This is a genomic window from Microbispora cellulosiformans (genome assembly GCF_008728085.1).
GTDB classification, from domain to species: domain Bacteria; phylum Actinomycetota; class Actinomycetes; order Streptosporangiales; family Streptosporangiaceae; genus Microbispora; species Microbispora amethystogenes.
The window spans coordinates 86,972-111,758 of sequence record NZ_VYTZ01000005.1; the positions used below are offsets into that span (position 1 = coordinate 86,972).

26 protein-coding genes are annotated in these 24,787 nt (G+C 71.0%); 13 read left to right on the forward strand and 13 right to left on the reverse strand.

What is annotated here, in order from left to right:
* Positions 1–108: 108 nt before the first annotated feature.
* Together purB and F5972_RS14605 are read left to right on the forward strand one after the other, a co-directional pair.
* Positions 109–1,536 carry an adenylosuccinate lyase gene (gene purB, locus F5972_RS14600; protein WP_150934045.1) on the forward strand — a complete coding sequence of 476 codons (1,428 nt, stop codon included), beginning with the start codon at positions 109–111 and terminating at the stop codon, positions 1,534–1,536.
* An 8-nt stretch (positions 1,537–1,544) separates the two neighbouring features.
* Positions 1,545–2,192: a hypothetical protein gene (locus F5972_RS14605; RefSeq protein ID WP_225311492.1), complete on the forward strand. Its 648-nt coding sequence runs from the start codon at positions 1,545–1,547 to the stop codon at positions 2,190–2,192.
* Positions 2,193–2,200: 8 nt separating this feature from the next.
* Here F5972_RS14605 and F5972_RS14610 read toward each other — a convergent pair whose 3' ends face one another.
* From F5972_RS14610 to F5972_RS14620, 3 genes are all read right to left on the reverse strand, one after another.
* Positions 2,201–2,578: a VOC family protein gene (locus F5972_RS14610; protein ID WP_150934046.1), complete on the reverse strand. Its 378-nt coding sequence runs from the start codon at positions 2,576–2,578 to the stop codon at positions 2,201–2,203.
* 16 nt (positions 2,579–2,594) lie between these two features.
* Positions 2,595–3,383 carry an arsenate reductase/protein-tyrosine-phosphatase family protein gene (locus F5972_RS14615; RefSeq protein WP_150934047.1) on the reverse strand — a complete coding sequence of 263 codons (789 nt, stop codon included), beginning with the start codon at positions 3,381–3,383 and terminating at the stop codon, positions 2,595–2,597.
* 79 nt (positions 3,384–3,462) lie between these two features.
* Complete coding sequence (locus F5972_RS14620) at positions 3,463–4,212, reverse strand: HAD family hydrolase (protein ID WP_150934048.1); 750 nt, start codon at positions 4,210–4,212, stop codon at positions 3,463–3,465.
* Positions 4,213–4,370: 158 nt separating this feature from the next.
* Between F5972_RS14620 and F5972_RS14625 the strand changes: the two genes are divergently transcribed.
* From F5972_RS14625 to F5972_RS14635, 3 genes are all read left to right on the forward strand, one after another.
* Positions 4,371–4,787: an ArsR/SmtB family transcription factor gene (locus F5972_RS14625; protein WP_225311493.1), complete on the forward strand. Its 417-nt coding sequence runs from the start codon at positions 4,371–4,373 to the stop codon at positions 4,785–4,787.
* Positions 4,784–5,248, forward strand: a complete 465-nt coding sequence (locus tag F5972_RS14630; protein WP_150934050.1) for an SRPBCC family protein — start codon at positions 4,784–4,786, stop codon at positions 5,246–5,248. Before F5972_RS14625 ends, F5972_RS14630 begins: the two co-directional genes overlap by 4 nt.
* Positions 5,249–5,446: 198 nt before the next feature.
* Positions 5,447–6,919, forward strand: a complete 1,473-nt coding sequence (locus tag F5972_RS14635; RefSeq protein ID WP_225311494.1) for a pectinesterase family protein — start codon at positions 5,447–5,449, stop codon at positions 6,917–6,919.
* A 61-nt stretch (positions 6,920–6,980) separates the two neighbouring features.
* Here the strand turns inward: F5972_RS14635 and F5972_RS14640 are convergent, their stop codons facing one another.
* The 6 genes from F5972_RS14640 to F5972_RS14665 all read right to left on the reverse strand — a co-directional run bounded on the left by F5972_RS14640 (position 6,981) and on the right by F5972_RS14665 (position 11,911).
* Positions 6,981–8,141, reverse strand: coding sequence for a tyrosine-type recombinase/integrase (locus tag F5972_RS14640; protein ID WP_150934051.1), 1,161 nt, complete (start codon positions 8,139–8,141; stop codon positions 6,981–6,983).
* A gap of 104 nt (positions 8,142–8,245) precedes the next feature.
* On the reverse strand, positions 8,246–8,680 hold the full coding sequence (locus F5972_RS14645) for a ribosomal protein L7/L12 (RefSeq protein WP_225311495.1): 435 nt from the start codon (positions 8,678–8,680) through the stop codon (positions 8,246–8,248).
* A 68-nt stretch (positions 8,681–8,748) separates the two neighbouring features.
* Positions 8,749–9,525, reverse strand: a complete 777-nt coding sequence (locus F5972_RS14650; RefSeq protein ID WP_150934053.1) for a phosphotransferase enzyme family protein — start codon at positions 9,523–9,525, stop codon at positions 8,749–8,751.
* A 55-nt stretch (positions 9,526–9,580) separates the two neighbouring features.
* Positions 9,581–10,045, reverse strand: coding sequence for a hypothetical protein (locus F5972_RS14655; protein WP_150934054.1), 465 nt, complete (start codon positions 10,043–10,045; stop codon positions 9,581–9,583).
* Between the two features lie 312 nt (positions 10,046–10,357).
* Positions 10,358–11,215 carry a hypothetical protein gene (locus F5972_RS14660; protein WP_150934055.1) on the reverse strand — a complete coding sequence of 286 codons (858 nt, stop codon included), beginning with the start codon at positions 11,213–11,215 and terminating at the stop codon, positions 10,358–10,360.
* 90 nt (positions 11,216–11,305) lie between these two features.
* Positions 11,306–11,911 carry a TetR/AcrR family transcriptional regulator gene (locus F5972_RS14665; protein WP_150934056.1) on the reverse strand — a complete coding sequence of 202 codons (606 nt, stop codon included), beginning with the start codon at positions 11,909–11,911 and terminating at the stop codon, positions 11,306–11,308.
* Between the two features lie 98 nt (positions 11,912–12,009).
* Between F5972_RS14665 and F5972_RS14670 the strand changes: the two genes are divergently transcribed.
* Together F5972_RS14670 and F5972_RS14675 are read left to right on the forward strand one after the other, a co-directional pair.
* The gene (locus F5972_RS14670) at positions 12,010–12,741 is read left to right on the forward strand and encodes an SDR family NAD(P)-dependent oxidoreductase (RefSeq protein ID WP_150934057.1); all 732 of its coding nucleotides are present in this window, start codon (positions 12,010–12,012) and stop codon (positions 12,739–12,741) included.
* A gap of 757 nt (positions 12,742–13,498) precedes the next feature.
* Positions 13,499–15,754, forward strand: a complete 2,256-nt coding sequence (locus F5972_RS14675; protein ID WP_150934058.1) for a tetratricopeptide repeat protein — start codon at positions 13,499–13,501, stop codon at positions 15,752–15,754.
* A 155-nt stretch (positions 15,755–15,909) separates the two neighbouring features.
* Here F5972_RS14675 and F5972_RS14680 read toward each other — a convergent pair whose 3' ends face one another.
* Together F5972_RS14680 and F5972_RS14685 are read right to left on the reverse strand one after the other, a co-directional pair.
* Complete coding sequence (locus tag F5972_RS14680) at positions 15,910–16,974, reverse strand: diacylglycerol/lipid kinase family protein (RefSeq protein WP_150934059.1); 1,065 nt, start codon at positions 16,972–16,974, stop codon at positions 15,910–15,912.
* Between the two features lie 29 nt (positions 16,975–17,003).
* Positions 17,004–17,399: a DUF3224 domain-containing protein gene (locus tag F5972_RS14685; RefSeq protein ID WP_150934060.1), complete on the reverse strand. Its 396-nt coding sequence runs from the start codon at positions 17,397–17,399 to the stop codon at positions 17,004–17,006.
* Positions 17,400–17,537: 138 nt separating this feature from the next.
* Between F5972_RS14685 and F5972_RS14690 the strand changes: the two genes are divergently transcribed.
* Positions 17,538–18,347, forward strand: coding sequence for an ATP-binding protein (locus F5972_RS14690; protein ID WP_150934061.1), 810 nt, complete (start codon positions 17,538–17,540; stop codon positions 18,345–18,347).
* Between the two features lie 99 nt (positions 18,348–18,446).
* Here F5972_RS14690 and F5972_RS14695 read toward each other — a convergent pair whose 3' ends face one another.
* The gene (locus F5972_RS14695) at positions 18,447–18,896 is read right to left on the reverse strand and encodes a universal stress protein (protein ID WP_150934062.1); all 450 of its coding nucleotides are present in this window, start codon (positions 18,894–18,896) and stop codon (positions 18,447–18,449) included.
* 142 nt (positions 18,897–19,038) lie between these two features.
* Here F5972_RS14695 and F5972_RS14700 point away from each other — a divergent pair, with 142 nt between their 5' ends.
* Genes F5972_RS14700 through F5972_RS14710 form a run of 3 tightly spaced genes read left to right on the forward strand, consistent with a single transcriptional unit; the run spans position 19,039 to position 21,549 of the window.
* A complete protein-coding gene (locus tag F5972_RS14700) occupies positions 19,039–19,974 on the forward strand; it encodes an ABC transporter ATP-binding protein (RefSeq protein ID WP_225311496.1) in 936 nt (311 codons plus the stop codon).
* A gap of 1 nt (position 19,975) precedes the next feature.
* Positions 19,976–20,749, forward strand: a complete 774-nt coding sequence (locus tag F5972_RS14705) for an ABC transporter permease (RefSeq protein ID WP_150934063.1) — start codon at positions 19,976–19,978, stop codon at positions 20,747–20,749.
* Entirely contained in the window at positions 20,749–21,549 is an 801-nt protein-coding gene (locus tag F5972_RS14710) for an ABC transporter permease (RefSeq protein WP_150934064.1), read from the forward strand. Before F5972_RS14705 ends, F5972_RS14710 begins: the two co-directional genes overlap by 1 nt.
* Before the next feature lie 53 nt (positions 21,550–21,602).
* Here the strand turns inward: F5972_RS14710 and F5972_RS14715 are convergent, their stop codons facing one another.
* Complete coding sequence (locus tag F5972_RS14715; protein WP_150934065.1) at positions 21,603–22,073, reverse strand: MarR family winged helix-turn-helix transcriptional regulator; 471 nt, start codon at positions 22,071–22,073, stop codon at positions 21,603–21,605.
* Positions 22,074–22,156: 83 nt separating this feature from the next.
* Between F5972_RS14715 and F5972_RS14720 the strand changes: the two genes are divergently transcribed.
* Both F5972_RS14720 and argG read left to right on the forward strand, forming a co-directional pair.
* Positions 22,157–23,221: an NAD-dependent epimerase/dehydratase family protein gene (locus tag F5972_RS14720; RefSeq protein ID WP_150934066.1), complete on the forward strand. Its 1,065-nt coding sequence runs from the start codon at positions 22,157–22,159 to the stop codon at positions 23,219–23,221.
* 83 nt (positions 23,222–23,304) lie between these two features.
* On the forward strand, positions 23,305–24,753 hold the full coding sequence (argG, locus tag F5972_RS14725) for an argininosuccinate synthase (RefSeq protein ID WP_150934067.1): 1,449 nt from the start codon (positions 23,305–23,307) through the stop codon (positions 24,751–24,753).
* The last annotated feature ends 34 nt before the right edge of the window (positions 24,754–24,787 follow it).

The following is a 24,787-nucleotide window of genomic DNA, read 5'->3' on the forward strand; positions in this document are numbered from 1 at the left end:
CGTGAGGGCAGCATGGAGGAAGGGAGGACCCCGGGACGGTCCCCGCGACGACCGTCCCGGGGTCCTCCCGCGTCCGGCGGGCGGCGGCCCTCAATAGACTGGGCCAACGTGAGTGCCAAGCCGCGTATCCCGAATGTCCTCGCCTCCCGTTACGCCTCGCCGGAACTGGCCCGCCTGTGGTCACCCGAGCACAAGGTGGTGCTGGAGCGCCGGCTCTGGCTGGCCGTCCTCAAGGCACAGGCCGACCTCGGGATCGACGTCCCCGAACAGGCGATCGCCGACTACGAGAAGATCGCCGAGCAGGTCGACCTCGCCTCCATCGCCGACCGGGAGAAGATCACCCGGCATGACGTGAAGGCCCGCATCGAGGAGTTCAACGCCCTCGCCGGGCACGAGCACGTCCACAAGGGCATGACCTCCCGCGACCTGACCGAGAACGTCGAGCAGCTGCAGATCCGCGACAGCCTGCTGCTGGTGCGCGACCGGGTCGTGGCGCTGCTGGCCCGCCTGGCCCGCCTGTCCGCCGAGCACGCCGCCACCGTCATGGCCGGCCGTTCGCACAACGTCGCCGCGCAGGCCACCACCCTCGGCAAGCGCTTCGCCACCGCCGCCGACGAACTGATCGTCGCCTACGAACGGCTGGAGAACCTGCTCGAGCGCTACCCCCTGCGCGGTGTCAAGGGCCCCGTCGGCACCGCGCAGGACATGCTCGACCTGCTCGGCGGCGAGGACCGGCTGGCCGCGCTGGAGGACCGCGTCGCCGCGCACCTCGGCTTCCCCCGCCGCTTCACCAGCGTCGGGCAGGTCTATCCCCGCTCGCTCGACTACGACGTGCTGACCACCCTGGTGCAGCTGGCCGCCGCCCCCTCCTCCCTGGCCAAGACGATCCGCCTGATGGCCGGGCACGAACTCGTCACCGAGGGCTTCAAGGAGGGCCAGGTCGGCTCTTCGGCGATGCCGCACAAGATGAACACCCGCTCCTGCGAACGCGTCAACGGCCTCACCGTGGTCCTGCGCGGCTACGCCTCGATGGCCGGGGAACTCGCCGGAGACCAGTGGAACGAAGGCGACGTGTCCTGCTCGGTCGTGCGCCGGGTCGCGCTGCCCGACGCGTTCTTCGCCTTCGACGGCCTGGCCGAGACCATGCTGACCGTGCTGGACGAGTTCGGCGCGTTCCCCGCCGTCATCGAGGCCGAGCTGGGCCGCTACCTGCCGTTCCTCGCCACGACCAAGATGCTCATGGCCGCCGTACGGGCCGGGGTGGGCCGCGAGACCGCCCACGAGATCATCAAGGAGCACGCCGTCGCCGCGGCGCTGGCCATGCGCTCGCGCGGCGCCGGCAACGAACTGCTCGACCGCCTCGCCGCCGACGAGCGCTTCCCGCTCGGCCGCGCCGACCTCGACGCGCTGCTCGCCGACCGGTCGACCTTCGCCGGAGCCGCCGCCGGTCAGGTCGCGGCGGTCGTCGCCCGGGCCGGGGAGATCACCGCGCGCCATCCCGGCGCCGCCGCCTACACCCCCGGCGCGATCCTGTAGGGACGCCGGTGCGGCCGATCCCATCGGTGAGCCCCCTGGCCGGTGAGACCGAGGTCGCCGCCGCCTCCGGCGACGACGACCTCGTCATGTGGGCGGCGCAGGGCATGCGGCCCGGCGTCCGCGCCTGGGCGTACGGCGAGGCGGTGGCGGTGGCGAGCCCGGCGCTGGCGCGGCGCGACCGCCTCGTGGTCAGGGGTGAGCCGGCCAGGGTCGTCCCGCTCCTGCGACACGCCCTGGCCGAGGCCGGCCCGTCGTTCCGGCCGCTCGGCGAGGCCGCCCTCCTGGAGGAAGTGGTCCGCGCCGCGCCGGAACTGGAGCTCGCGGGTCACTTCACCTGGATGACGGCCGAGAAGCTCGCCCGGCCGCGTGCGGGCGCCCCGGACCCGGCGCAGGGGGCGTCGGCGGGCGCATGGTCGATCGGGGCGGAGGCCGGGTGGCTGGAACCCGCCGACGATCCGGAGGTGGCCGCCCTGCTCGCCGCCGCCCACCCCCACTCGTACGCCGTGCCGGGCCTGCCGGGTGTGCGCCGGTGGGCCGGGATCCGCGACGGCGCGGGGGCGCTGATGGTCGACGACTGGAACGCCCCCGCGATCGCCGTCTACGAACGGCTGGGTTTCGCCCGCCGCGGCCTCGGCGTCGCCGCGCTCCGCCGCTGAGCCCGGCCTCAGGCTGGCTGGAACAGTTCGACCAGGTTGCCGGCCGGGTCGGCGAGCAGGATCTGCCGCCCGCCGGGACCGGTGACCACGTCGCTCCGGAACGGCAGGCCCGCGGCCCGCAGCCGGGCGACCTCGGTGTCCAGGTCGTCGACGATCAGGTGGACCCGGTTGCGGCCGGCGGCCCCCGCGTCGTCCGGGGTGGCGCGGGCGCCGGAACTGGCGGGGCCGGACAGCAGCAGCCGCAGCGGCCCGCGTACGACGTCGGCGAAGGCGGGCGCGGCGGCGGCCCGCAGGGTGAATCCCAGATGCGTCGTGTAGAAGTCGACGGCCGCCTGCACGTCGTCGACGATGTAGCGGACGCCGGCGAACCGGTCGGGTGATGTCATGGCTGTGCCTCCTCGGTCAGGGTCGTGGAGGGTGGGTGAGGACGGGGAGCAGGTAGCGGATGCGGGTGTCGATCTCGGCGGCGGCGCGTTCGAACGCCGGATAACCGGCCTGGCCGGTCCCGTCGCCGGTGGCGGCCGGGTCGGGGATGCTCCAGTGCAGGCGCTGCGAGTGGCCGCCGGGCTCGGGGCAGACCTCGCGGACCTTGTCGCACAGAGTGATCACGTAGTCGAAGCGTCGGCCCGTCAGCGTGTCCAGATGCCGGGGCCGCCGGTCGGCGATGTCGATGCCGTACCCCCGGCGCAGCACGCGAACGGCGTCGGGGTGCGTGCGGGGCTTGGGGTGGCTGCCCGCGCTGGCCACCTCGGCGCGGCCGCCGGCGCGGTGACGCAGCAGGGCCTCGGCGACGGGTGAGCGGGCGCTGTTGCCGGTGCACACGAACAGCACCGATGACGTCACAGGGGACGTGACCGGATCGCCGGCCGGGGCCGCCGGCTGGGCGGGCACCAGGCGCAGCGCGGGATGCAGGGCGGTGCCCGCGGCGGCCAGCGTCTCCGCGCAGCGCTCCAGGTCAAGGCGGTAGTAGCTGTCACGGCCGTCGTGGCTGCTGCGCCGGGCCGTGACCAGCCCGTCCGAGCGCAGGAGCCGCAGGTGGTAGGAGACCACGTTCTGCGGCTCGCCGACCAGCGCCACCAGCTCCCGCACGCGCAGGTCGCCGTACGCGAGCTCGCTCAGCAGCCGCCACCGCACCGCGTGCGCGGCCAGCCGGACGAACGCCGGCGGGACGGCGTGCGCGGACGACACCATGACGAGCATGGTACATCAAACTGGTTTGATTGATCTGCCCCGTAGCGGGTCGGGCGCGCCTGTCTCAGGCGCCTCTGTCTCAGGCGGCGCGGACGGCGTCGGCCAGGCGGGGGTTCAGGCCGTCCAGCACGCCGGGCAGATCGCGCAGCGTGGTGACCCTCACCACGGAGCCGGCCGGTTCGCCGGACGAGGCGAACGCGGGGGAGGGCTCGGCGCGGTAGCGGTCGAGCCAGACGCCGTGCATGCCGACCCGGGCGGGCGCGACGGCGTCCAGCAGCAGGTTGTCGCCGACCATCAGCACTTCCTCGGGCCGCAGCCCCAGCTTCGCCGCCGCCCGCAGGTAGCACTCCGGGGCCGGCTTGAACGCGCCGAGCGTCTCGGGGGTCAGGACGACCTCCATGCGGTCCATCAGCCCGAGGCGCCGCAGCTTGGCCTCCTGCTGCACGGGATCGCCGTTGCTGAGCACGCCCAGTGTCAGCCCGTCGCCGAGCACCGCGAGTGTCGCGGCCACGTCGGGGAAGGCGGCCCAGGCGTCCTCGTAGTGGGTGAGGAACCCGGCGAAGGCCGCGTCCGGGTCGGCCGGCGCGGGCATGCCCAGCCGGTCGCAGAACTCCCACAGCCGCCTGCGCCGCTGCTCGGCGAACGAGCACTCACCGGCGTGCCAGGCCGGCAGATGCTTGTCCTCCAGGTCGAGCCACAGCGCCGGCGCCTCCGGCAGCAGCTCATGGCCGGGGCAGACCGTCTCCATCCAGCGGGTCGCGGCGTGGGCGACGGCCCGGCGATGGTCGAAGAGGGTCTCGTCGAGGTCGAACAGAATGGCCCTGATCACGAGTCCCCATCTTCACGGTGATGTGTTTCCGGTGCGTTTCGGAAGCGTGAAAGGCTGCGTGAAGATCGCAGTCAAGTGACCGCCTGCGGAGTGTCGGGGTAGGAAATATCCTACCTGAGCAGTGACAGGTAGGATATTTCCTACGTATTATGGAACGCGTGGACATCACTCCCGCCGCCCCCACCGAAGACGAGATCTTCGCCGCCCTCGCCAGCCCGGTGCGGCGCGAGGTCCTGCGCCTGCTGCGCGAACAGGGCCCCCAGCCGGTGCAGGACCTCGCCTCCGGCTTCGCGATGGCCCGGGCCAGCTTCTCCGAGCACCTCCGCGTGCTGCGCGAGGCGGGCCTGGTCAGCGAACGCCGCGACGGCAGGCGCAGGCTCTACCGTCTGGAGGCCGTCCCGCTCGCCCGCGTCCGCGACTGGCTCGACCCGTACGAGCGGTTCTGGCGCGGCAGGCTGACCGGCCTGCGCGACCTGCTCGACGGCATGGACGGCACAGACGACATGAATGACATCGGGGACGGCACCGGGGACGCCGCCGCTCTCGGCCGTACCGGAGACCAGGAGACGAAATGAACAACGTGAACGACGTGAACGACACCGGCGACCCGGCCGTGCTGCGGCTCGACGAGTTCCTGGCGCATCCGCCCGCCCGCGTGTGGCAGGCCCTGACCGACCCCGGGCTGCTCGCCCGGTGGTTCATGCCGGGAGACTTCCGCCTCACCGTGGGCCATCGCTACACCATGGCCGGCATGGCCATGCCCGGCACCGGGTTCTCCGGCACCGTGCAGGCCGAGGTGCTGGCCTTCGAACCCGAGCGCATGCTCCGCCTCGGCTGGCGCGACGCCGACCCCGCCAGCCCCGCCGCCGCCGACTGGACGATCACCTGGACGCTCGAACCCGAAGGCAGGGGCACCCGGCTGTTCCTCACCCACGAGGGCTTCGATCCCGGCAGCGAACTGCAGCGGCGGGCCCGATCCATCATGGACGGGGGATGGCGCCATCTGCTGACGGACCGCCTCGCCGCCGTTCTGTGACCGCCCGGCCCCGAGCCGGGGCAGAAGAGAGCGGGTGAAACTTTCCGGCCGGGACCCCGGCCGAGCAGCGGCGACGCCGCCGGATTAGTTTGGACGGTTGACTTATTCCGCCGGGCGATCTTACCGTGCGGAGGCTTTCGCTCGCATGGTGCGAGCAGCGGCTTTCCGTCCACGATGACCCGTCCCGAAGGAGCGCAGATGCCCGACACCATGCCCGGGACGGCGATTCCCGGCCCGCACAGCGGCTCCCGAAGCGGCCGCCGCGGCGGTACGGCGGCTCTGGCGGCCGCGCTGGTCGTGGGCGGCCTCGCCGCCGGGGTCCCGGGAACGGCGACCGCCGCGACCGGCTGCGCCGTCACCTACACCACCAGCGAGTGGCCGGGCGGCTTCAGCGCCGCCGTCACCGTGCAGAATCTCGGGAGCGCCGTCAACGGCTGGACGCTCGCCTTCACCTTCCCCAGCTCGGGTCAGAAGGTGACGACCGGCTGGTCGGCCACCTGGAGCCAGAGCGGGCAGAACGTCACGGCCACGAACGTGGACTACAACGCCGCCATCGCCACCGGCGCGTCCGTCTCGATCGGGTTCAACGGCTCGTGGTCGGGTTCCAACCCCAAGCCGGCGGCTTTCACGCTCAACGGCGTGACCTGCACCGGATCCACCACCACCTCGTCACCCACCCCCTCGGTGACGCCCACAGTCACCCCCACCGTGACACCCTCGGCGACTCCCACGGTGACGCCCTCTGCGACACCTTCCGCGACGCCGACGGCGACGCCCACGACCGGGAAGCCCACCGTCGCCGCCGACGGCACCGGCGCCTACCGGACGGTGCAGGCAGCGATCGACGCGGTGCCGACCGGCAACTCCAGCAGGAAAGTCATCACGATCAAGCCCGGCACCTACCGCGAGATCGTCACCATCCCGGCGAACAAGCCGTACATCACCCTGCAGGGCCTCGGCTCCTCGGCCAGGGACGTCCTGATCGTCAACAACCACGCGGCCGGCGCGTACGGCACGTTCAACAGCGCCACCGCGTTCGTCAACGGCCACGACTCCGCCCTCACCAACCTGACGGTCTCCAACGACTACGTCGAGGACGGCTCCACCGTCAACCAGCAGGCCGTCGCGCTGAACCTCAACGCCGACCGGGCGATCCTGTCGAACGTACGGCTGCTGGGTGACCAGGACACCTTCCTGATCAACGCCTCCGCCCGCGCGTACGTCAGAAGCTCCTACATCGAGGGCACGGTCGACTTCGTCTTCGGCGACGGCACCGCAGTGCTGCACGACTGCGACATCTACGAGAAGCGCAGCAGCGGCGCCCCCATCACCGCGGCCAGGACCGACGCCGCCAAGCCGTACGGGTTCCTCATCTACAAGTCCCGGATCAGCGGCGCGACCGGCGACACCACCCAGCTGGGACGGCCCTGGGGTCCCAACGCCCAGGTGCTCTACCGGGAGTCCACCCTCAGTTCGACCATCAAGACCTCTCAGCCCTGGACCGACATGTCGGGCAACTCATGGAAGAACGCTCGTTTCTTCGAATACCGGAACACCGGCGCCGGGGCCACGGTCAACGCCAACCGCCCGCAGCTGAGCGACGCGCAGGCCGCCAACTACACCCCGCAGAAGTACCTGGCCGGTTCCGACGGCTGGAACCCCGTGAGCTGACCCGCCTGAGCTGACCCTGGCCGGCAGGCACGCGGCCGGCGCACCTGCGGCGGCCCGGGGATCAACCCTCCCCGGGACCGCTCTCCCCGCCGGGCGCGGTCTGCCCGTCCCTGCCGCCGCCACGGCGCCGCAGCAGCGGGTGCGACCCCATCGCCACCTCCAGCTCGCCGGGCAGATCGTCGCGGTAACGGCCGAGCGTCGACAGGTCGCTGTGCCCCAGCACCCGCCGCACCGCGTCCATGTCCGTGCCGTCGGCCAGCAGGTGCGTCGCCGTCGTGTGCCGCAGCCCGTGCGGCGTCACCTCCCGGCTCCGCCCGGGCTCCACCCGCTGCCGCACCCGGTCGATCACCGCCTGCACGTCGCCCCGGGCCAGCCGTCTGCCCCGCCACGACAGCAGCAGCGCCTTCTCGCCGTCCCCGGCCACGCGCACCGCGAGGTACGCGTCCAGCGCGGCGGCCACGTCACGGGGGAGCGGCACGTCGCGGGTACGCCCGCCCTTGCCGAAGATCCGCCAGTAGCGCATTCCGTCGTTGGTGTAGAAATCCTCCACGTTCGCCCGCACCAGCTCCGACACCCGCGGCCCCAGCGCGGCCAGCAGCATCACCACCAGCGCGTCCCGCACCTCCGTCCGCTGGTCGGCCCGGCGGCGGCGCCCGCCCGGGCCGCCCGGCTCAGGCGGCGGGGCGGGGGAGCGGGCCGCCTCGATCAGGCCCTCGGCCTGCTCCCGGGTCAGCGCCCGGCGTTCCGGCCGCAGCCCGCCCCGCTCCCGTGCCCGCACCGACGAGGCGGCCATCGGGTCCAGATGCACCCACCCCGCCGACGCGGCGTGCCGGAACAACGCCGACACCGACCGGCGGAACCTCGCCTGCGACGCCGCGCTCTGCCCCGGACCACCCCGCGCCGCCGGCCCGCGCGCCCGACCTCCACGAGAGGCACCGTCGCTCGCCGCGCCCTCGTCGGCCGTGCCGTCCTCACCGCGCCCGCGCAGGCGCTCGTCCGGCTTGCGCGCGAACGCCAGCAGCACCGCGTCGACGTCCTCACCGGTCAGGTCGTCCAGCACCCGGGCGTCGCCCGCCAGCCGTACGAACGTGGCCACGTCCCGCGCGTACACCTCGGCGGTCGCGGGTGACAGCGCCCCGGTCACGGTCTTGGCCCGGACCAGCTCCACATAACGGTCCGCGGCCTCCTGCACGGTCAGCCGGTTCACCTGCGGGGGCAGCATGATCGACACCGTACCGCCCGGGACCGACAACAATCATCCGGCCCGGAACCGGTGCGGAACCGGTGCGGAACCGCGCGGCCAGCATCCCGGAGCAGGCTCCGTTTCTACTCCACGCCGAGCGCGTCGACGAACCGCTCCGCCTCGCTCTGGCTCATGCCCGTCTCGCCACGCACCAGGAACACCGCCTGCTCCACCTGGCCCGCCTCCTTCAGCTCCCGCGCCCGCGTGGCCAGGTCGTACCCGTGACGCGCCGTGGCCACGGGCAGCGGCCGGCCCGCGCCGATCCCGTCGGCCAGGTCCTTCGCCTCCTTCAGCCCCAGCCCGGTCTCCTCGCGGATCAGCTTGATCGCCTCGATCTTCTTGTTCTCCGCGTACAACTCCCGTACGCGCTGCAGCAGAGCGGCCGAGACCGGCGGCGCCAAGCCGGGACTGCGCCAGGCGAGCGGACCCGCGGGCCGCGCACCGGCCCGCACGGCGGCGAAGACGACGAAGAAACCGAGCAGCACGATCACGATGACGCCGAGGAGAACGAACTCCATCGGACCCAGGTTAGGCATGTGGTGATCGTAAAACGCGCGTCGGTGCGACGGTGGCCCCAACCGGTAATTCAGGTACAGATCACCGCCGCGCGGAAGAGCGCGTCATGGCGGGCGATGTGGGCCATATCGGTGAGGTAGAGCGTGTCGTCGCCGCGCGCCAGGTGGGCGGCGAAGGCCTCGTCACCCGCCCGTGCCCGTTCACGCATGTGGTTCACCAGGTGCTCCAGCCGGGCCGACGCGGTGGCGACCAGCGCCTCCCGATCACCCGCGCCGAGCCCGTACGCGCCGGCGAAAAGACCCATCCGCCGCGCCTGTTCCGCCGCCGGCGGGGCACCCGGGTCACGACCGGGATCGTGCAACGGCACGAAGCGGTAGGCAGCGTACGCCACATCCCACACCCGGGGGCCCGGATGCGCGGTGTCGAAGTCGATGAAGGCCACCGGACGCCCATCACGGAAGACGCAGTTGTAGGGCGCCACGTCGCCGTGGCACACCACCTCGGCCGGAGTACGCGGGGAGAAGTACCACTCCGCGCCCTCCGGAGGCTCGAAGCCCCCGGTCGCGTCGTGATAGTTACGCAGCAGCTCGCCGACGTCCGCCAGCGCCTTCTCCGACGCCGCGTACGGCGGCAGGGGACAGTCGGGCACCCGGCCCGGCAGGAAGTCGAGCACCTCCCGGCCCACGCCGTCCATCCCGTGCGCTCTCGGCGCCCCCGCGAACCCGGCCGCCGCCAGGTGCTCCAGCAATGCGTGAACCGCCGGCGTCCACCGGCGGGCCGGGCGGCGCACGGTGCCGCCGATCCTGACGACCCGGTTGACGCCCCCTACCAGGATCTCCTCGTCCATGCCGGCCGGCCCTCCTCCCGCTTCACCGTACGAGAGGAGGGCCGGCCGTACGAGCTCAGCTGTAGGAGACGGACTGCACGTAGCAGTTGGTCTGCCACGGCCCGGGGTAGACCGGGGCGGTGGTGCAGGCCCAGGTGCCGATGACGGTGGTCGTGCCCGCGGGGATGCTGGCATAGCCGGTGGAGCCGAAGAAGTCGTACTGGTGTCCGCCGCTGCAGATGCCGCCGGCGCCGACGGCCGTCGTCCCGCTGGGCACCGTCTGGGTGAACTGCCACGAGTGTGTGGCCGGAATGGCGGTCGCGCTGCTGTAGGGCACCGACGCGCCGCCGAACCGCAGGTCGGTGGCGTACCAGTCGGAGGTGTCGCCGAAGAAGTTCACGTTGAGGCAGTCGACCGTCACCTGCACCGTGATGCCGGACGCCATGGCCGGTTGTGGCGCGGCCACCAGAGCCAGCACCCCGGTCGTGACCAGCGCCGATCCGAGCGCCAGCGCCCGCCGGGCCGTTTTCGCAGCGAACATGTGCAATCCCCTTCTCCCGCCTCACTCTCGCCACGCGAATTCATCACCGCCGCCGGGAACGGTCAATGGCCGAGATTTTCGGCGCGGACCGAAAGTCCGCTCGAAACGAGAGGTGAAAATACTGCTGCGGAGAAGATGTGGTCCGAAACCGCGGGCCTCTTCATCCGCGGGCACAGTACATGCAGCGGCGATCCCCATATCGCCTGTCCAGGCCGGGCCGGAAACGTGGTTCCGGCCGGGCAGCCGTTCGGGAAAGACGACCTGCCGGACCCGTGAAAAATTCAGGCCGCATTCGATCCGGGAGCGGCACGCTCACCGTGCCAGGAGACGGCGGCGCAGCAGAAGCCCGGCGCCGGCGGCCAGACAGATCGCGAGACCGGTCAGCACGTACATGCGCCCGTCCGGCCCGGCCTCGCCGCCGCCTCCGGTCGCGGCCGCGCCGATCGGCGTCTCGATCGCGTCCCGGGCCGCCGGGGCCACCTCGTCGTCCTCGTCCGGTACGGCCGCGGTCACGGTGGCCGTGACGGTCCGCGTCGGCTTGGGGCTGCCGCTGGTGGTGGCGCTCGCGGACGGAGTGGCGCTTGGGGAGGGGCTGGTGCTCGACTGCCCGTCGCGGGTGACGGTGAGCGTGTAGGCGGTGAGCTCGTCCGCGTTCCGCACCTCGCACTCGATCACCGGCGCGGTGGGCGAGGGGCCGATGTTGACGGCGGCCGGCCGCACCGAGGCCGTGCCCGCGTTCGACGCGGTCGTCTTCAGGCTCACCGCGGCCGTCGGCAGCGGAATGATCTCCCCACCGGCGATCGTGCTCAAGTGCTCGCTCACGCCGGTCGCGGAGGTCAGGTTCGCGATCCCGGTCAGAGACGCGTACGCGTACAGCTTGACGCCGGCGAGTCCGGCGGCGGGGGCCCGCAGTTCGCTGCCGGTCACGTAGGACGTCGCGTGCCAGCCGATGGACATCTGCCTGCCCGTTGTGGCGTCGTCCGGCATGGTCAGCTCGACGTTGATCTCGACGTTCTGCTTCTCGGTTACGTCGTCGGTCGTGCATTCGTACTCGACGACCTCGGTGGCCATGCGCAGGCCGCGTTCCGCACCCGGCAGGGGAGCGGCCTCAACCGGTTGACACAGCAACGCGAGACAACCCGCGAAGACGAACGAGACCACCGCACGCATACGCAACGCCGGCTCCTGATGGGACTCATGGGGCTTGGGGACCTACATGAGACGTGGCACGGCGAAGATCGGTTGCCAGCCGATCACCGATCAGCGGACCGGATGCTCCTGGGGGAGGGGATGCGCGGCCTCGGCGCGCAGGCCGTCGAGGAAGAAGGCCAGGAAGCGGCGCCACGTGTCCGGAGCGGTCTCCATCGACTCACGGATGACCTGGGACATCGCCCAGATCAGGGTGACCAGGTCCGTGGACGCGAAATCGGCCCGTAGACAGCCGGCGGTCCTGGCTCGCTCGAGGATGCGCTCGACGTCCCGGAAGCCGCGGTGGCACGCCTGGCTCACGTCAGTGGCCATGGAGAAGCTCTGCGTCAGAGCCTCGTTGAGGCTGTGGTCCTCGGCCTGCAGGGTGAACAGCCCTTCGAGGAAACCGGTGAAGCCCGCCCAGGGGTCGGGGTGAGCCAGGGCCGCCGCGGTGATCTCATCGAGAGCGGCCATCCGCTGGGGGAGGACCGCCCCGAGGAGCGCCTCCCGGGTCGGGAAGTGGTTGTAGAGAGTGCCGATGCTGACGCCGGCACGACGGGCGATGTGCTCCAGCGGAGCGTCGAGCCCGCGCTCGGCGAGCACCTGGGTGGCCGCGACCAGCAGTTTGTCGCGGTTGCGCGCGGCATCCGACCGCAGCGGTTTCGATCCGGCTGCCATGCCTCCCATCATACGAATCTGAGGGTGGCCTCAAGTTTGTGCTACTGTCGCGGTCAAGTTGAGAAGACCCTCAACTTACCGACCTGGAGAGGTGCCCCATGCCTGCAGCAGCACGCAAGACCGTCGCCGTCATCGGCGCCGGGCCCGGACTCGGCATGTCCGTCGCGCATCGGTTCGGGCGCGAGGGGTACGCCGTGGCGCTGATCTCCCGGACGGAGGCCCGGCACGCCGGATACGTGGCGGCCCTGGCCGAAGCGGGGATCGAGGCGGCGTCCTTCGCCGCCGACGTACGCGACCGCGACCGGCTCGTCTCCGCCCTGGGCGCGATCGCCGATCGTTTCGGCGCGATCGACGTTCTCTACTACGGGCCGGGAGCCTCCGACCTGAACGCCCCGCCCCGGCCGATCACCGAGACGACCGCCGGCGACGCCAGGGGGGCGATGGACTTCCTGTATCCGGCGATCGACGCGGTCGGCACGGTGCTGCCCGGCATGATCGAAAGAGGGGAGGGCGGGCTGTTGTTCGCCGGCGGGTTGAGCGCCGTCATGCCGATGCCCGCGCTCGGAGGCCTGGCGTTGTCGGCGGCGGCGCTGCGCACCTACGCCCTGACCCTCAACGCCGCGCTGGCAGGGGAAGGCGTCTACGCCGGAAACCTGATCATCGGGGGACTGGTCGAACGGGGTGACATCCACCGGCTGGTGACCTCCCAGCCCGAGCGCTTCGGCGACGTGGGGAGTAGGTCCCTCGACCCGGACATGATCGCCGACGCCGCTTGGGACCTGTACGCCGAGCGCGACCGCCCGGAGGCGACGTTCAACGCCTTCCAATAAGCTGTCCGGGTTTGTCTCATACCAGACAGAATCCACCTTCTGTCCGGTATAGGACTATTTGTGAATGTCGGGCAAGAGGGGACGAGTGCGGGTCCCGGTTCTCCGATCGATGAGGTTCGGCGCGCGGCGAAGCGATATCCGCCGGGTTCCAGCGGGTTCCCGTCCCGTGGCGTATCGAAGCCGGTGAGGCCTCGGATCGACGCCCCGGAGTGGAAATGGCCGGCGCAAAGGCCGGACCCGGCATGGCGGCGTGATCATGACGCGAGCCCGGCATGTCGGCGGCATCGGGCCCTGTGTAACTCCGCGGAGCCGGATTGCCGCGACGTCACACAGACGGCGGTTGAGCGTGCCGGGTTCGGCGTTCTCCTCGGTGCAGAAGTCCGCCTGACGTCGCAGACGCGATGAAGCGGACGCAGCCGCGCGACCAGCCCGATCCACCCCTTCCCGCACCTTCACCTCGTTGCTCGATAATGAACATTATGTCAAGTAGCGAAGACGGGGCGGTCCCCAGGGCGAGAGTTCGCCAGGTTGCTGCTGAGGTGCGGACTGGAGGCTTCCCCCGGGTTGAGCGCCGCCCGGGGTACGAGGTGCCCAAGCGCGGGGTCGCCGCGCTGAGAAGCGCGCGGGCCTTCAGAGGACGCGGAGCTGTGCTCGTGCGGCTGGGCGATGAGCCGTCCTCTCCCCTGGCTCGCAGGCATGTCCGGTGCGCGAGCGATGGGCATTGCGTCGTCTCATCCGTACGGCGGACTATTGCTGTATGGATTGGGATGCCATAGGCGCCATAGCATCGATCGTTGGTATTCCCGTAGCGGTGGCCGCCGGTTTCATCCAGATACGCACCCAATCGCAAGGACAAGGGGCCGGAAAACCTGCTGGTGCCCCTCCTGAAAAAGATCAATCGGTTCATATGGCGGAGTCTCCGGTAGCTTCGATTCAGCCGCCCCTGGGCCGCCTGCCGACGCACCTGCACGGACGCGCGGAGATCCTGGACCACCTGGGCCGTGCCATCACGCCGGGGTCCGGAAGAATCCAGGTGATCGCAGGGCTGGGAGGTGTCGGAAAGACGACACTGGCTCTAAAACTCGCCGAGGACTCGCGAAATCGGTTCGCAGCGGTCTGGTGGGTGAACGGTGCCGATCGTGTGACACTCATGACTTCCATGCTGGGCATCGCCCAGCATGAGCTGAATGTGCCGGAACCGGCTGTTCGCGAAGCCATGTCCGGCCGCAGGAACGCGGCAGATCTCTTCTGGAACGCCATTGAGCAGACAGCGGCCGGCAGCGGCCGTCTACTGATCATCGACAATGCCGACGATCCGCAGTCGGTGCTGGCCGTGACCGGAGACCAGGTCGCCGACGGAACCGGCTGGATTCGAGTCAGCCGGAACTGCTCCATCGTCGTGACGTCCCGGGACAGGGCACCGACAACATGGGGGCGACTGTGCGAGCTGCACCTTCTCGGTCCCCTGTCCCCCGCTGCCGCCGCTGACCTTCTCATGGACTTCGTCCCAGGAGACAGTGATCGTGCTGCCGCGCTGGCGGTGGGACATCGGCTGAACGGGCTGCCACTGGCGCTGCACCTGGCCGGGATTCACATCGGTGCGAAGAGCAGCCGGCACAGGACCTTCAACGCCTATCTCGACGCCTTGAACAACGACTTCGCCTCGACGATGCGCGAACAGTCCATCTCTCCAGCGCGGCAGCGGGCGGACGAGCGTCAGATGATCACGCGTACCTGGGAGCTGTCCCTGATCACCCTAAGCGACCAGGGAAACGAGCATGCCCGCGCCGTGGCGGGGACGCTGGCCGAGCTCGCCGGCGGTCAGGTCGTGCCGATGGAGATGCTCTGCGCGGAGCTTCCCACCAAGGGCAGACGAGGCCAGAGGGCGCCTGCCGTAGATGCCACCGCTTTGGAAGGCCTGGACAGGATGGGGCTCATCGACTGGGCCTCCCCTTCCGAACCTCGGGGCATCAGGATGCACGATCTGGTTGCGACGACCATACGCCAACAGACCCCTGCGCCTCGGCGGCGGAGCAGGTCTTCCTGGAACACGGCTTTGCGCATGCTCACTGCGGCGGCGAAGGCGCTGGACTTCCGTCTCCCCAGCCATTGGCCCGTCTGGCGCCTGTTGGTCGCCCATTTCGAAGCACTTCTCAGCACATCGGCCAGGCAGCCGAAACACGACCAACGGCGCCTGCTCGAGCTGGCGCCGCCGTTGGTCGCGATGCTGCGGCTCAGCAACGCCTGGCAGGAGGCCGAACGTCTGGGTGAGGCCGCCATTTCCGCCGCCGGCAAGCTTGGGCGGAGTGAGGCCATCGTGGTGGGCGTCCAGCACAACCTGGCTACCATTTTGCAGTGCCGCGGCCTCTATCCGGAATCGGAGCGCCTTCTTCGGGACGTCCTGCGCAAGCGCGAGAGGATCCTTGGCAGGCATCACAGAGAAACAGCTCACACGAGAGGCAACCTGGCCATCGTCCTCACTCTGCAAGGGCGTCACGGAGAAGCCCTGTCCATCATGAAGAGGGATCTCCGTGCACGTGTGAGACTCTTGGGCCCGGAACATCCCGACACCCTTCGTTCGGGCCTCAATCTGGCCGACACCTTGCGCGAAAGCGGAGACCTGGACGCGGCCGAACAGATCATGCGTGACACCTTGATGGCCCAGGAACGTATTCTCGGCAGCACATATCCGGACACCTTGGTCAGCCGCCACAACGTGGCACGCCTCCTGCACATGCGCGGCGACTTCGCCGCTGCGGCCGCCGCGTACCGCGACGTCCAGCGATCGATGGAGGAAGTGCTCGGCGTAAGCCACGAGGACACCCTGGGCAACCTGCACCACTGGGGCGTGCTGCTCTCCGATCAGGGACAGCGGGCCGCAGCGGTGCACCTGCTCGAACAGGTGCTGGACAGCCGGAGGCAGGCGTTGGGACCAGACCATCCCGACACCCAGGAGACGGCGAAGGCCCTGCTCGCCGCGAAAGACCTGCCTTCCTGCGGAGGCACCGGCTGAGTCGCAGTGACTGAGTCAGGCCCGTGGTGAGTCGCCCATCCCCCGGCCTCGCGGTGCGACCGGTGAGCGGGTGCCGGGCCGTCCCGGCCGTACGGGAAGGTCACGCATGGTGACGGCCGGGACGGTGGCTGAATCGGAGCACCGAGCGGCGCGGGTCAGCCGGTGGAGTCGGGCAGGCAGAGGGTGACGGCTTCGGGCACCACCTTGACCGTGATGCGCTTGACCCGGTCGCGCGCTCCCCCGTCCAGTTCGTACGCCATGGGGGCCTGCAGCTTGACCGACACCTTCCTGGCGCGGGTGATGCGGACAAAGGGGGATTTCTCGGCGTTGCCGGCGCTCATCCGGCCGAGGGTGCGCGCCCACTGGATGGGGCCTTCGGCTGTGGAGACGCCGACCTCCAGCCAGCCGTCGTCGTAGCGGGCGTCCTCGAAGACGTCGATGCCCCCGGTGACGGTGCCGACGTTGCCGACGAGCACGCAGCTGGCGTCGCCCTCGAACCAGTCGTTGCCGTCGACCTTGACCTTCATCGGGGTCACGGAGCCGCCGACGTGCCGCAGGCCGGTCCAGATGTAGGCGAGGCGGCCGAGGCGGTCCTTGAGGCCCCGGTCGGCGTCGGCGATCATCTCGGCGTCCAGGCCGACGCCCGCCATGACCGCGAAGTGCTCACCGTTGATCTTGCCGAGGTCGAGCCTGGCGCGGCGGCCCTCGAAGCCGATCCGTACGGCCTCGGCCAGGTCCTCGGGGATGTCGAGGTTGCGGGCGAGCAGGTTGGCGGTCCCGGCGGGGACGATGGCGACGGCGGCGTCGCTGCCGGCCAGGGCGTCGACGCAGCGTTGCACGGTGCCGTCGCCGCCCCAGACGAAGAACAGCTCGGCGCCGTCCTTGAGCGCCTGGCGGACCTTCTTGGGCGCCTTCTTGCTCTTGGGGACCTCGTACCACAGCAGGTCCTCGACCTCGTAGCCCGTGATGAGCTTACGCAGCTCGTCGAGGCCGCCGCCGATGGTCTTCTTGCGGTGCGCGATGACCGCGACGCGTGGTGCCTTGGTACGGGAGGCCTTCGTGTCGAGGGCCTTGGTCGCGGGTGCCTCGGTGCGGGCGGCGCCCGGCTGTTCGGCGCGGGAGGCGTCTGTGCGGGGCGCCGAGGCGCGGGGGGTGGCGGGCGCGGGGGCGGCCGGGTCCGGCGCGGCGACCGCGGACTGCCGATCAGCGGATTTCACCATGGGCCCACGGCTACCCCGCCGGGGACCGATTAGGCCTCGGGCAGGGTGTAGCCGAGGGTGTAGTGGTGGCCGACCTCGACGCGGATGGCGCCCTCCCCCGTGAGGCCGGTCAGTTCGCCGGTGCCGGTGGCGGGAACGATCTGCCACTTCATCCACTGCTCGCCGTTGTGGCTGGCGGCGCTGTGCTGCAGGACGAAGGTGCCCTTGCGTCCGTGCAGGGCGCCCTCGAAGTGTTCGACGCCGACGTAGGCGGCGGGGCCGTCGGGGGTGCCGACGGTCAGGATCTCGGTGGTGCTGGTGCCGGTGAGGTCGCCCTGGAAGGTCTTGGTGATGCGGGCGCGGCCGAGCGTGGCGCCCTGCTTCTCCTCGGTGGCCAGGTCGTTCCAGCCGGTGACGTCGAATGTGCCGGTGGCGTGCGTGTTCATGGGACCAGGGTGGCGGCCTTTCCTGTCATCTCCCGTCAGGTACGCGGCGGCTTTCCGGGGACTTTCCCCGTGTCTTTTCGGTGATGAGTCGGAGAAAGTTCGGCGAATGCGGTCAAGGCTGACGCTTTACCGCCGGGCATGACGGATGATCGGAGACATGCCTACTCCCCCAGTGGCCGCGCCGGCCGCCGCAGGCCGGTCCGTCCAGAGCCGCTCAACGGGATGCTGACCTCCCCCTTTCCCGCGCGGGAAGGCCGCAGGACCGCGTACCGGGTGTTCGGGTCGGTCGCGACCGCGCCGCGGCGGGCCCGTGCGTTCGTACGGTGCCAGCTGCGGGGGTGGCAGCTCGGGCATCTGGCGGACACGGCGGAGCTGGTCGTCTCGGAGCTGGTGACGAACGCGGTGCGGGCGACGGACGCCGTGGTGAGCCCGCCGGTGGCGTCGTCGATGTTCCCGGTGGCGCTGCGTACGGTGGCGCTGCGGGTTCGGGAGGCTCCCGGGCCGCGCAGCGTGTTCATCGAGGTGTGGGACGGCAGCGACCGCGAGCCGGTGCCGGGCGGCGACGCGGGTGACGAGCCGGGTGAGAGCGGCCGGGGGCTGGTGCTGGTGGGAAGCCTGGCGCGGCGCTGGGGGCACTACACGGCGCCGGACCGGGGGAAGATCGTGTGGTGCGAGCTGGCGATCGCGTCGGCCGATGTGGTGGCCTTCGGTCCGGCCGAGGATGCTTCGCCGGGCGTGACGCGGGAGCCGTTGCCGGGGGTGTTCGCGGCGGTCGTGACGGGGCTCGCGTCCGGAGTGTCGTCGGCGGCGGGATCCGCCGGGGCGCTGCCGCGGCGGGAGCGGCGTCATCCCGTGGGAGTGCGCGCGGACGGCCCGGACGAGGCGACGCTGCTGCGGGTGCTGGAAGGGCTGCGCGCTCTCGACGTGTCCGGCCCGGGCCACCGCTGACCTGGTCTCAACCGTGCCGCGCTGGATTGTGACGGCCGCGTGGGCGTGCCCCCCCGGCCCGGCCAGGTCTCGTACGGAACCCGTACGGGGGCCGGGCGGTCAGGGTACGACGGTGACCGGCCACCGGCCGGCGCGGACCAGGCGGAGGGCGACCGAGCCGATGAAACGGTGCCCGGCCTGGGTCGAGGCGCCCACGACGACCGCGTCCGCCCTGATCTCGTCGGCGATCTTGGCGATGACTCCGGCGGCGTCGCCGTACTCGGTGCGGAAGGTGTAGCCGACGTGGGAGTGGAGGGTCCGGGCGTAGTGCTCCACCTGTTCGCGGAGCTCCGCGGCGACCTGCTCCCCCGCCTCGACGACCGACGCCGAGGCGGTGGGCATCATCGTGCTGATCGTGCCGGGGTCGGTGACGTGGAGGAGCACGACGTGGGAGCCCTGGCGGCGGGCCAGCCCCCAGGCGTAGGCGGTGGCGCGGAGCGAGGTGTCGGAGCCGTCGACGCCGACGAGGATGACCCGCGGGCCGTCGGTGCCCAGTTCGAACGTGCTCACGCACGTCAGGGTACGGCCCGCGCGGAGTGCGCGTGCGGGGGCCCTCGTCCGTGCCCGGGGAGGCGGGGACGTCCGGGGGCGTGGCGGGGGCGCCGATAACCTGTTGCGGAAATGTCGGGGCCGTTGGTTAGGGTCTCGGATCGTGGCTGACCAACCTCTGATCGTGGCGCGTGGCCTGGTCAAACGCTTCGGAGACTTCACCGCCGTCGACGGGATCGACCTGGAGGTGGCGCGGGGCGAGGCGTTCGGGTTCCTGGGTCCCAACGGGGCCGGGAAGTCCTCGACGATGCGCATGATCGGGTGCGTGTCGGTGCCGACCGCCGGGGAGCTGCGCATCCTGGGGATGGACGCGGTGCGGGACGGGCCGCGGATCCGGGCGCGGCTGGGCGTGTGCCCGCAGCTCGACAACCTCGATCCCGATCTGACGGTGCGGGAGAACCTGGTGACGTACGCCAGGTATTTCGGGTTGTCGCGGGCGGAGAGCCGCAGGCGCGCGGACGAGCTTCTGGAGTTCGTGCAGTTGTCCGATCGCGCGAACGGGAAGGTCGAGCCGCTGTCGGGGGGAATGAAGCGGCGGCTGACCATCGCGCGGGCGATGGTGAACGAGCCCGATCTGGTGCTGCTGGACGAGCCGACGACGGGGCTGGACCCGCAGGCGCGTCATCTGCTGTGGGAGCGGCTGTTCCGGTTAAAGCAGCAGGGCGTGACGCTGGTGCTCACCACGCACTACATGGACGAGGCCGAGCAGTTGTGCGACCGGCTGGTGGTGATGGACGGCGGGAGGATCGTGGCCGAGGGGTCGCCGCGGTCGTTGATCGAGACGTACTCGACGGCGGAGGTGGTCGAGCTGCGGTTCCCCGACGGGCTGGAAGGGATCGCGGGGCACGCCGCCGCGCTGGCGGGGGTCGGCAAGCGGGTCGATCCGCTGCCGGATCGGGTGCTGGTGTACGTGGACGACGGGGACGTGGCGCTGGCGGAGGTGCAGCGGCGCGGGCTGGCGCCGTCCAGTGTGCTGGTGCGGAGGTCGACGCTGGAGGACGTGTTCCTCCACCTGACGGGCCGGACGCTGGTGGACTGAGATGGCGCTCACGCGGTCGGTGCATCCGACCTTCGCGGTGCTGGAGCGGCACCTGACCCTGTATCGGCGGGTGTGGCAGGCCTCGGTGTTCTCGTCGTTCGTCATGCCGGTGTTGTTTTTGCTGAGTATCGGCATCGGGGTGGGCGGCTACGTCGGTTCGGTGCAGGGGGTCGACTACCTGTCGTGGATCGTGCCGGGGGTGCTCGCGTCGACGGCGTTCCAGATCGCGGTGGGCGAGTCGACCTACTCGGTGCTCGCGGACTTCAAGTGGGTCCGGGCGTACCACGCGATGCGGGCGACTCCGGTGGACATGGCGGACATGGTCCGCGGTCATCTGCTCTACCTGGTTTTCCGGGTGACGGCGACGGTGGTGGTGTTCCTGGTCGTGGTGGTGTTCTTCGGGGGGCTGCATTCCCCGTGGGCGCCGGTGACCGTGCTGGTGTGCGCCCTGGTGACGATGGCGGTGGCGGCGCCTGTGGCCGCGTTCTCCGCGTCGATCGACCATGACAGCTACTTCTCCCTGCTGTTCCGGTTGATCGTGTTGCCGGCGGCGCTGTTCTCGGGGGTGTTCTTCCCGGTCGGGCAGCTCGTGGTGGGGTTGCGGCTGCTGGCGTACGCCTCTCCCCTGTGGCATGCGGTGGAGTTGTGCCGGGCGGCGACGCTGGGCCGGGCGCCGGCCTGGCCGGTCTGGGCGCACGCCGCTTATCTGCTGGTGTGGGCGGTGGCCGGGTTCGTGCTGGCGGTGCGGGCGTTCCGCGGGAGGCTGGAGGACTGATGGTGACGAGTCTGGTGGTCTCCCGGCTCTCCCCCGGCCGGGTGGGTGCCGTCATCAACCGCAACGTCGGCGCGCTGCGCTCGGGGCCGTCGTACTGGATCGTGCTGCTGTCGGGGTTCTTCGAGCCGCTGCTGTATCTGCTGTCGATCGGTGTGGGTGTGGGCGCGCTGATCGGTGAGCTCACGGTGGACGGGCGGACGATGTCGTACGCGTCGTTCGTCGCCCCGGCGATGCTGGCGGTGTCGGCGATGTCGGGTGCGCTGGCCGAGACGACGTTCAACTTCTTCTTCAAGATGAAGTACATGAAGACGTTCGAGGCGGTGCTGGCGACGCCGGTGCGGCCGGTGGAGGTCGCGGTCGGTGAGCTGGTCTGGGCGATCGTGCGGGGTTCGGTCTACACGGCGATCTTCCTCGTCGTGATGGTCGCGATGGGGCTGACCGAGGCCGGCTGGGCGGTGGCCGCGTTTCCGGCGACGGTGCTGGTGGGGCTGGCCTTCGGCGGGCTGGGGATGGCGGTCAGCACGCTGATGCGCGGGTGGCAGGATTTCGACCTGTTGAACACGGGTCAGTTCGCCCTGTTCCTGTTCTCCGGGACGTTCTCCCCCGTGCGGGACTATCCCGTCGGGGTGGAGGTGCTGATCCAGGTCACTCCCCTGTATCACGCGGTCGAGCTGGTGCGCGGCCTGTGCATGGGAGCGCCGGGGTGGGGCACGCTCGGTCACGCGCTGTATCTGACGGTGCTGGCCGCCGCGGGTGTCTGGTTCGCGTCGCGGCGTCTGGAGCGCGCGCTGTGCGCGTGAACGACGCACGCGGGTAGCCCACCGGCTGCGTCACGCCGTATGAGCGGTGCCGGTCAGGGGTCGCCTGCGCCGGTGGAGGGGGTGTGCTCGCCGGGGTCGAGGGGCGGCGTGGGCCCGGTCATCTGGTCGATGATCTTTTGCAGTGCGCTGTGCAAGTGCCGCCGTTCCTCGTCGGTGAGGGTCGCGGTCGCGTGTTCGGCGAGCCGTCGTCTCGCCTCGGTTATCGGGCGTTCGGCCGCGCGGGCCCGGGGGGTCAGGTGCAGCCGCACGAGGCGGCCGTCGGCGGGGTCGCGGCGGCGTACCAGCAGGCCGGCGTCTTCCATCCGGGTCGCGGTGTTGACGATGGTCGGTGTGGTGACCTGCAGGCGGGCGGCCAGCTCCCCCGGTGTGAGGCCGTCGGCCTGCCAGAGGACCTCCAGCACGAGGTTCTGGCCGATCCGTACGCCGTGGCGGCTCATCGCCTCGTCGGCCGCGGCACGCAGGAGCTTCTGCACTCGCGTGAGCAGCCTCAGCACTTCGGTCACCGGTCAATCCTACGATTCGTTTGCAGGCTAACGACTTCCTCGTTACGCTGATCGTTAGCCTGCTAGCGAACTGGGGAATCATCATGATCTTGGTGACGGGTGGCCGGGGCTTCATCGGCGCGCACGTCGTACGGGCCCTGCTCGATCTGGGCGAACGGTGCCTGCTCGGGCAGCGGTCGGCGGGAGCGCCGCCCGCCCTGCTGCGAGGGGCGCCGGACGGGCACGCCGTGATGGAGTCGCTCGACTGTGCCGACGCCGACAGCGTGTGGGCGGTGGGCCGGCGCCACCGCATCACGGGCATCGTGCACCTCGCCGCCGCGGGGCTGGGGTCGTCGCCACCGCTGGAGGAGGCGCAGGCGAACACGGCGGGGCTGTTCACCGTGCTGCGTGCCGCGCGGGAGTGGGGCGTGGCCCGCACTGTGGTCGCCAGCACCATCGGCGTGTACGCGGGAGTGCACGGCTCCTCCTACCGGGAGGACGCGCCGCTGCCGGTCGCGAGCCCGCATCCGATTCCGGCGAGCAAGAAGATCGGCGAGATCGTGGCCGATCTCGCCGCCTCGTCCGGGCAGGAGGTGGTCAGCGTGCGGATCGGCGCGATCTGGGGTCCGCTGGGCCGGCCGTCCTCTCCCTTCTTCGCCGCTCCCGGTCTCGTCCACGCGGCCGTACGCGCCGGGGCGAGGCCCGGTGCAGGAGACGCCGAGGCCGTGCGCGGCGGCCTCGCACCGCTGGGCGCCTCCCCCGCCGAACCCTCACCGGCCGGGCCTTCCCCTGTCGGCGCCGCTCCCGGAGGCCCGGCGGTCGCGGGGGCGCCGCCGGTCTACGCCGAGGACTCCATCGACATGTGTTACGCGCGTGACTGCGGGCGGGCGATCGCGCTGTTGCAGACGGCTCGGGCCCTGCGCCACCGCACCTACAACGTGGGCAGTGGCTTGGTTACCGCCAACCACGAGGTGGCGGCCGCCGTCGGCAGGGTCGTGCCGGGAGCCGTTTCCGCGTTGCTGCCCGGGCGCACCCCGGGATCCCCGGGCCTCGACGCTCCCCTGGACGTCGCGCGGTTACGGGAGGACACCGGGTTCGTCCCCGACTACGACCTGGACCGCGCCGTGGCCGACTACGTCGGCTGGTTGCGGGCCGGTCACCCCCGCTGACGGCGCGGGGGCGGGCTGTCTTTGCATCCTGTCGGCTCGATCCGCATTGCATGTCCATGCACTGGGGTGTATATATTCTACTCATGTCCAAGGTCCTCACCTCCCTGCCTGCCGGCGAACGTGTCGGCATCGCCTTCTCCGGTGGTCTCGACACCTCGGTAGCGGTCGCGTGGATGCGCGAGAAGGGCGCGGTGCCCTGCACCTACACCGCCGACGTCGGCCAGTACGACGAGCCCGACATCGCCTCGGTGCCGGGGCGCGCCACCGCGTACGGCGCGGAGGTCGCCCGGCTGGTCGACTGCCGGGCCGCCCTCGTGGAGGAGGGGCTGGCGGCCCTGGCGTGCGGGGCGTTCCACATCCGCTCCGGCGGCCGCACCTACTTCAACACCACTCCGCTCGGGCGGGCGGTGACGGGCACCCTGCTGGTGCGGGCGATGCTCGAAGACGGGGTGCAGATCTGGGGCGACGGGTCGACCTTCAAGGGCAACGACATCGAGCGGTTCTACCGGTACGGCCTGCTCGCCAACCCGTCCCTGCGCATCTACAAGCCCTGGCTGGACGCCGACTTCGTCGGCGAGCTCGGCGGCCGCAAGGAGATGTCCGAGTGGCTGGTGGCCCACGGGCTGCCCTACCGCGACAGCGTGGAGAAGGCCTACTCCACCGACGCCAACATCTGGGGCGCGACCCACGAGGCGAAGTCGCTGGAGCACCTGGACACGGGCCTCGAGATCGTCGAGCCCATCATGGGAGTGCGGTTCTGGGACCAGGACGTCGAGATCGCTCCCGAGGACGTCACGATCGGCTTCGAGCAGGGACGGCCGGTGACGATCAACGGCAAGGAGTTCACCTCCGCCGTCGACCTGGTGCTGGAGGCCAACGCCATCGGCGGCCGGCACGGCCTGGGCATGTCCGACCAGATCGAGAACCGGATCATCGAGGCCAAGAGCCGGGGCATCTACGAGGCGCCGGGCATGGCGCTGCTGCACGCGGCCTACGAGCGGCTGGTCAACGCGATCCACAACGAGGACACCCTGGCCAGCTACCACGTCGAGGGACGGCGGCTGGGCAGGCTGCTGTACGAGGGCCGCTGGCTGGACCCGCAGGGGCTGATGCTGCGCGAGTCGCTGCAGCGCTGGGTCGGGACCGCGGTCACCGGCGAGGTGACCCTGCGGCTGCGCCGCGGCGAGGACTACTCCGTGCTGGACACCTCCGGCCCGGCTTTCAGCTACCACCCGGACAAGCTGTCCATGGAGCGCACCGAGGACTCCGCCTTCGGCCCGGTCGACCGCATCGGCCAGCTGACCATGCGCAACCTGGACATCGCCGACTCGCGGGCGAAGCTGGAGCAGTACGCCAGGGTCGGCATGGTGGGCACCCCGCACCCGATGCTGACCGACGCCACCCTCGTGGCCTCGACCGAGCTGATCGGTGCGATGCCGGAGGGCGGGGCCGAGGCCATCGCCTCCCGCGGCGAGGTCTCCGCCGACGAGGAACTGCTCGACCACGCCGCCATGGAGGCCGGCACCGACTGACCCCTGTCGCCCTCCCACTCCGCAGGGCCTGATG

Coding starts and splice junctions, on each gene's coding strand:
- F5972_RS14630 (WP_150934050.1), top strand. CDS start 4,784: ATGAACAACGTGAACGACGTGAACGACACCGGCGACCCGGCCGTGCTG.
- F5972_RS14710 (WP_150934064.1), top strand. CDS start 20,749: ATGGTGACGAGTCTGGTGGTCTCCCGGCTCTCCCCCGGCCGGGTGGGT.
- F5972_RS14670 (WP_150934057.1), top strand. CDS start 12,010: ATGCCTGCAGCAGCACGCAAGACCGTCGCCGTCATCGGCGCCGGGCCC.
- F5972_RS14665 (WP_150934056.1), bottom strand. CDS start 11,911: ATGGCAGCCGGATCGAAACCGCTGCGGTCGGATGCCGCGCGCAACCGC.
- F5972_RS14610 (WP_150934046.1), bottom strand. CDS start 2,578: ATGACATCACCCGACCGGTTCGCCGGCGTCCGCTACATCGTCGACGAC.
- F5972_RS14685 (WP_150934060.1), bottom strand. CDS start 17,399: ATGAACACGCACGCCACCGGCACATTCGACGTCACCGGCTGGAACGAC.
- argG (WP_150934067.1), top strand. CDS start 23,305: ATGTCCAAGGTCCTCACCTCCCTGCCTGCCGGCGAACGTGTCGGCATC.
- F5972_RS14635 (WP_225311494.1), top strand. CDS start 5,447: ATGCCCGACACCATGCCCGGGACGGCGATTCCCGGCCCGCACAGCGGC.
- F5972_RS14640 (WP_150934051.1), bottom strand. CDS start 8,141: ATGCTGCCCCCGCAGGTGAACCGGCTGACCGTGCAGGAGGCCGCGGAC.
- F5972_RS14650 (WP_150934053.1), bottom strand. CDS start 9,525: ATGGACGAGGAGATCCTGGTAGGGGGCGTCAACCGGGTCGTCAGGATC.
- F5972_RS14705 (WP_150934063.1), top strand. CDS start 19,976: ATGGCGCTCACGCGGTCGGTGCATCCGACCTTCGCGGTGCTGGAGCGG.
- F5972_RS14615 (WP_150934047.1), bottom strand. CDS start 3,383: ATGGTGTCGTCCGCGCACGCCGTCCCGCCGGCGTTCGTCCGGCTGGCC.
- F5972_RS14720 (WP_150934066.1), top strand. CDS start 22,157: ATGATCTTGGTGACGGGTGGCCGGGGCTTCATCGGCGCGCACGTCGTA.
- F5972_RS14680 (WP_150934059.1), bottom strand. CDS start 16,974: ATGGTGAAATCCGCTGATCGGCAGTCCGCGGTCGCCGCGCCGGACCCG.
- F5972_RS14675 (WP_150934058.1), top strand. CDS start 13,499: ATGGATTGGGATGCCATAGGCGCCATAGCATCGATCGTTGGTATTCCC.
- F5972_RS14655 (WP_150934054.1), bottom strand. CDS start 10,045: ATGTTCGCTGCGAAAACGGCCCGGCGGGCGCTGGCGCTCGGATCGGCG.
- F5972_RS14690 (WP_150934061.1), top strand. CDS start 17,538: ATGACGGATGATCGGAGACATGCCTACTCCCCCAGTGGCCGCGCCGGC.
- F5972_RS14660 (WP_150934055.1), bottom strand. CDS start 11,215: ATGCGTGCGGTGGTCTCGTTCGTCTTCGCGGGTTGTCTCGCGTTGCTG.
- F5972_RS14645 (WP_225311495.1), bottom strand. CDS start 8,680: ATGGAGTTCGTTCTCCTCGGCGTCATCGTGATCGTGCTGCTCGGTTTC.